Source organism: Acidithiobacillus sulfurivorans (assembly GCF_018853815.1).
Lineage (GTDB): Bacteria > Pseudomonadota > Gammaproteobacteria > Acidithiobacillales > Acidithiobacillaceae > Acidithiobacillus > Acidithiobacillus sulfurivorans.
In genome coordinates, this window is record NZ_JAAOMP010000042.1 from 1 (window position 1) to 5,707 (window position 5,707).

7 protein-coding genes and 1 pseudogene are annotated in these 5,707 nt (G+C 52.3%); 3 read left to right on the forward strand and 5 right to left on the reverse strand.

Going from position 1 to position 5,707, the window contains the following annotated elements; translation table 11 throughout:
- Both HAP95_RS05055 and HAP95_RS05060 read left to right on the forward strand, forming a co-directional pair.
- On the forward strand, positions 1-207 hold a 207-nt coding region (locus HAP95_RS05055), incomplete at its 5' end, for a hypothetical protein (RefSeq protein WP_215883233.1).
- A 321-nt stretch (positions 208-528) separates the two neighbouring features.
- On the forward strand, positions 529-777 hold the full coding sequence (locus HAP95_RS05060) for a YMGG-like glycine zipper-containing protein (protein ID WP_215883234.1): 249 nt from the start codon (positions 529-531) through the stop codon (positions 775-777).
- A gap of 115 nt (positions 778-892) precedes the next feature.
- On the opposite strand, the gene HAP95_RS05065 is transcribed toward HAP95_RS05060, so the two are convergent.
- The 4 genes from HAP95_RS05065 to HAP95_RS05080 form a co-directional block, all read right to left on the reverse strand.
- Positions 893-1,141, reverse strand: a complete 249-nt coding sequence (locus HAP95_RS05065; protein WP_215883235.1) for a hypothetical protein — start codon at positions 1,139-1,141, stop codon at positions 893-895.
- A 757-nt stretch (positions 1,142-1,898) separates the two neighbouring features.
- Positions 1,899-2,714 carry an ATP-binding protein gene (locus HAP95_RS05070; protein ID WP_215883236.1) on the reverse strand — a complete coding sequence of 272 codons (816 nt, stop codon included), beginning with the start codon at positions 2,712-2,714 and terminating at the stop codon, positions 1,899-1,901.
- Between the two features lie 270 nt (positions 2,715-2,984).
- Positions 2,985-3,521: a hypothetical protein gene (locus tag HAP95_RS05075; protein ID WP_215883237.1), complete on the reverse strand. Its 537-nt coding sequence runs from the start codon at positions 3,519-3,521 to the stop codon at positions 2,985-2,987.
- Positions 3,522-3,603: 82 nt separating this feature from the next.
- Positions 3,604-3,858: a hypothetical protein gene (locus HAP95_RS05080; protein ID WP_075324183.1), complete on the reverse strand. Its 255-nt coding sequence runs from the start codon at positions 3,856-3,858 to the stop codon at positions 3,604-3,606.
- A 269-nt stretch (positions 3,859-4,127) separates the two neighbouring features.
- On the opposite strand from HAP95_RS05080, the pseudogene HAP95_RS17065 reads away from it, so the two are divergent.
- Positions 4,128-5,008: pseudogene (locus HAP95_RS17065) on the forward strand (IS630 family transposase).
- A gap of 125 nt (positions 5,009-5,133) precedes the next feature.
- On the opposite strand, the gene HAP95_RS05090 reads toward HAP95_RS17065, so the two are convergent.
- A partial coding sequence (locus HAP95_RS05090) for a transposase (RefSeq protein ID WP_215883238.1) occupies positions 5,134-5,707 on the reverse strand: 574 nt, incomplete at its 5' end.

A 5,707-nucleotide genomic window follows, 5' to 3' on the forward strand; every position in this document is an offset into this window, starting at 1 on the left:
CGGGCCTCCATCCGGCTATTACGCGGCTCCTACGCCTGTAGTGGGTTATGTATCCACTCCCTGGTAGGAATGTTGCGTGTATTCGCAAAACAGGATAAGAGAAAGACCGTATTATTGGCTGATTGCGGGCACTTTATTGTTGAGCGGCTGCGCCTCAACGATAGCTGCCCCACCCCCAACACCCGCGTCGACGCACTATCGGCCTGAACAGATCTTACCTTATCCACCCACCTCAACCATCTTGGCGCCCACGCATCCAATCCAGAGAACATCAGGACTACAGCGCGATTGCCAGCAATACCAGGCGCAGGTGCGTCTATTGCAACAAAAGCTGACAAAACGACCGCACGCAGAAGGTCAAAGCGACGACCTTGACCAAATTCAGGCGGTCGTACAGCCGTTATGTACCAAACCGCTTTCTGGAACGTCCTATCGGATTGCCCGACAAGAAATTCTTCAGGCAACCCGGGATGTGGAACAACTATCCGGATCCCCTTCCACTACTACACCATAAGGAGCCTAATCCCCATGCAATATCCCCTTCGATTAAAATTCGGTCATCACCGGTACGCGTTAAAAGTCCTGGCGTTGGGTTTTTGTCTGATCGCCATGACTGGCTGCGCCAATATGAGCCCCACAGGACAACGCGCACTGAGTGGTGGGGCTATCGGTGCTGCGGGCGGTGCAGTGCTGGGTGCTGTTGTGGGTGGCAATCCGGCCGTAGGGGCCGCAGTGGGCGGTGCAGCAGGAGCAGCAACCGGCGCTTTGATGCACTGAAATCCTGATTCATGACCGGAGAAAAAGCCCCATTTCAGAAAAATGGGGCTTTTTTTAGACCTGTTTACAGAAAAATTGTCTGACTTTTACAGGGCATACGCGCCCATAAAATCCTTCACGGAGGAGGTGGCGGGGGCGGCGGCACCGGTTGCTGGTAATACGCCCCGGGACCCGCTGGCCCTCCGGGCGGCGGTGGAGGTGGGGGCGGTGCAGGATGCGCATAATATCCGCCAGGGCCCGGAGGCGGTCCAGGGGGATAGGCATAACATCCCGCCAACGCCATCAAGGTGCCGAACAAGGTCGCTACACGTAAAGCTGGTTGCCAGATGTTACGGCGCTTCAGTGACTCCATTTCATGGAACATACGGTTCTCCTGTAGGAAGATCGGTTTTTTATCTTTCCCCGAACAAATAGCTCAGGGGTTACGGTATAAAAAATGTGCATACCTCCTTTCCGCTTTGCGGTCACGTTTTTCGGACTTGTGTAGCGCTTTCCAATATTGAGAAAGCAATAAGCGTTCCAGCACAGCGGAAGGATCTTGCGACAGAAGCGACATACTGAGCCGTGCCCGATTCCAGAAGAGAAGGGATCCGTTTTTATGGTAAGGGCATACAACAGGGGCACTATAGAGTCATATTGTCGCTAAAGTACAACAGATATGCTGAAGAAAGGGCCATGTAGTCGCACCATTTCGTGAGCAGACGGCGCAGGCCACTGATTACATGAAAAATCTATCCCACGGGAACCTTTGACATAAATTCTGCTGTCTTAGTCTCTGGACTCGACAGGGAGATTGTGCTGAGCAGCCAGTAAATAAAACTGAGATCAGATGCCGCAACAGTATGGAGATTTTTTATAACCCACTATTTCTACGCCCTTTTGTTTTTGCGAATCCAGGCAAGAAAAGTCGGATCCACTATTCGGTAAGATCCCGATCCACCTGACCTTGCAATGACGCCCTGACCCATGAGCCTCCTGATGGATTGCTGTACATTGGATATTTTGATTGTCCCTGTGGGAAGCCCGAGATAGTGATCCATGTTGGCGCGATGTTTTTTGCCGCAAGTCTTTCCTGACTCAACGATTTGGAGTACCACAACCTTGTCCATAGGATTAAAGCTTTACCATTTTTCTGGGTGGTTGGTCGCTTTTTCTAGGTTTTCGCGAACTTCCTGCAGGGAAAAATCAAAGTCCTGCGATCCTGTAAGCACCATTTTTTCCAAAAGCGACCGAAAATACTGTGGCACACGTTCCAGTTCCTCAAAGGCTTGCCATGCGCGATTTTCGTCCAGCTTGTTTCCGGTAATTTTTTCATAGGTGCCTAACAGGTGTTCGACGAACAGCTTGTCCATCAAGGGAAACACGAGTTGCTGACAAAATTGGTACAGCGGGGCTTTTCCCTTGTTGAACATTTGCCGCAGACCTTCTTGCGATGATCCTGTGAAAATGACCTTAATCTGATCCTTGTACTTGTCGAGTGCGCTGCGCAATGCAGCTACCAGTGCCCCATAGCGGGCTTCGTCGGCCAGCGTTTGCACCTCGTCGATGAGGAGTAACACTGGCCGTTTCCCTTCCGCAAGGTGGCGCATCACCTCACCCAGTTCAATCAGGTCTTGTGAACTTATTTTTTTATTTTCTTCCCCTCCTGCGCTAATCCTGTCTTCTGTGTCCATGAATCCAGCACCCGTTTTGAACCTTGGTATGGTGCGTACTTTCTGGAATGGTGTGCAAAAAAAGCTTTGTTCTCTGGCTTGGATCTTCTTGATCAGTGCCTGTCCTAGATCACCTTTCACTTCCCAAAGGGATACATAGATGACCCAATACCCCGCTGCTTCTGCGGCCGGGGTGAGGTCTTTGCGAAGGAACTCTGTTTTCCCCATCCGGAGCGGCGCAAACAGTGCAAGCGCGCTGCTCAAACCGATATTCAGGATTTCCACGTACTTCTGTGCGAGGTCGGTCCTTTGATAGTGCCAAATATCGTTTCTGTCCATTTAGCAGATTATAGCAAGCTACCTAATATATAGTATTTATTTACTATTTTTTGCTATTGCCTACCCAAGGGCCACAAAGCTTGCAGGAAATCCTCCTTCAGGTTCTGTGTAACCTGTATAAAACTGGGACAATGTACGGTCTAAGAAATGACACATCAGGATAACTCCTTTCGTTTTTTTGTGGTGTTGCTTGCCTTGTCTGGTTGTGTCCGGCTTTCAAAACCGGCGAGAATTATCCAGATTCTGCAGTCTGCGTTGCAGACGGTAGCCAGCCAGACGCTGCTTTGGCAGCGACCGGGCCGGCAGACGATGGCGCGTCCAGGCCTGCCCCTGCAAACGCAAGGAAGATCTGGAGCCGGCCCTTGGCGATAGATACTGATTCGCCTCCCGCTCGGTATTCATATCGCGCAACTCCTGCTTAAATGCAACACAGCTATCCGTCTCGTACAGCAGGCAGAGAATGAGTCGGAGGATAGGCGGTTCTGCAAACCATTGCTCTGGTGCCTCATGATTCAGCAAGCCCAAAAAGATCCGCAGCAACACACCCGTCAGTCCAATCCCGATATTGATGGCCATGTCTACCCAACGTCCGACAAAGGCGTCGAGGAGTGCTACCGGAAAAGACAGCAATAACACCCGGGATGTCGTCAACAGCAAAAGAAATACCCGGTTTTCTGCGAGGTCGCGGTGGGCAGGCGGGTCATCGGGGTTGTGGGCATCGACAGAGTATGGTGTATCAGTCTGATCAGTCATCGGTCCATAGCCTTGGGGAGGGTGAATGGACTTTCAGAATACCATAAAAACAGGTCACAGTGACGAATGACCACGCCTCTTTTTATTCTTCTCGCCCTAAGCCGCTTGCGCCTATTGACGCCCCTTTCTGCCCGGCCTGTTCCAAGCGCCGCTCCAGTTCGGCCAGCAGCTCCCGTACCAGAAGTCCGTCTTTACCCTGTAGGGCCTGGCGATAGGCCACACCCAGCAGCTCGATCAGGGCAGTATCACTGATCTGGCTCACCTGACGGAGATCCCGGAGCCGCTGGGCATCACGCAGGCGCTTGCTGCGCATCCGTTCGGTACTGGTGCTTGCCATGCTCGAATCCTTGTCCTCGTCACCTGGGCACATCGTCCCTATGACGCATGGTACCGGGGGAAAGCAGTGGGTGGTATAGGTAGTATCTGCCTCGGAACATAGAAAAATCACAACATCAAACTGATTATCATGTACATTTACAGATATCAATGAACTTCTTACGTGTTGCTTTTAAGACTAATTACTAGTGTAGTGTTGCATTCTTGATGAAACTTAAGGTTAATGATGATAAAATAGCTCCATGTTGAGGGTATGAATGGAGTTGAGCATTGCGAGTTGCGCCTACAGTCACTTTAACCAGCGAAGAGCTGTCCGAGTTGTCCCGTATAGTCTCCTCCCGATTAAGCAGTGTCCGCTTGTCATTACGGGCACGGATGATATTGCTGGCGGCAGAGGGCTTGCAGAACAAGGAGATTGCGGAGCGCCTGGGGGTGGATCGCCTGCCTGCAAGTCGCACGTTGGCGCAAGCGTTATCTGGAACAACACCTGGCGGGTATAGAGCGCGATTTACCGCGCGGCGCTCCTCCGGTGAAAGTGGATGTGGCCGTCTGGTAGAATTGACCACGCAGAGTAAGCCGGAGATGAAAAAAGTCAGGTACAGGCCCTGAACCGGACCCAACCGGGACTCCCCCTCAAAAAGGGCCGCGCAGAAACGATGACCCACGACTACAAACGTAATGGCACTACGACCTTGTTTGCCGCACTCAACGTGCTGGATGGCCAGGTCATCGGACAGTGTCAACAGCGCCATACCCATGTGGAATGGCTGAAGTTCCTGAAGAAAATTGATCGGCAGACGCCCAGGGACAAGGCTCTGCATCTGATTGCCGACAACTATGCGACCCATAAACACCCGGTAGTACAGGCGTGGCTCGACAAGTACCCGCGTATTCACATGCACTTTACGCCCACTTCGGCATCCTGGCTCAACATGGTCGAGCGTTTCTTTCGGGATATGACGACCCAGCGGTTACGTCGTGGGGTGTTCACCAGTGTGCCTGAACTCATCCAGGCCATTGAGGGGTACATCGACCACCACAACACCCATCCCAAACCTTTCATCTGGATCAAAACCGCCCGCGACATCCTGCAAAAGGTCATTCGCGCCAACAGCCACTTAAGCAGCAAACAGAATGCAACACTACACTAGCAGCCCGTCGGTTTTAACTTCGGACTACTGCCAGATTTCGCCCCGAATTTTTTGAAATCGCTCGATTTGAGCCTCTTTTGGTGATTATTGCCCTGTTTTTTGCGGTTTATCTGCATTTTCCTGTCCTACAGACGCAATACGGCCATGCGTTTTATGTTCCACGCCAGGCAGACCAGACTCCATTCTCCCTGAACCTGACGCAGGCCGCGCAAGGAGAGCTGCCGGAATCCCATCACCGATTTGATAATCCCGAAGACCGGTTCTACCGTTTGTTTGCGCAGACGGTAAACGTTTCGGCCTGCCTGCGTCTTCAGACGATGTATCATCGCCTGCATGCGGGTCGCATTTTCCGGGAGGGCTTCCGGTTCTGTATGCCGTTGCCGCCAGTCGTGATGGTGTTCTTCTCTGGCCACGGCAATGAATGGGGTAATCCCCAGCGCTTCGCAGGCTTCCACATTCTTTTCGCTGCAGTAACCCGTATCGGCCACCAGCGCTTCTATGGGCCCCAGTTGCGCCGTTTGTGCCTGGAGGGTTTTCAGCATGGGGATGACCTGTTCCTTGTCATTGGGGGCCTGACTGACTCCGGTGGCTACCACCAGCATCGTCTGGTCATCTACGGCGGCCTGGGCATTATAGGTTTGTTCAAAGCCACCGCCTGAGACCGGCATGATGCGGGATTCTTCATCGGTGAGATTGATC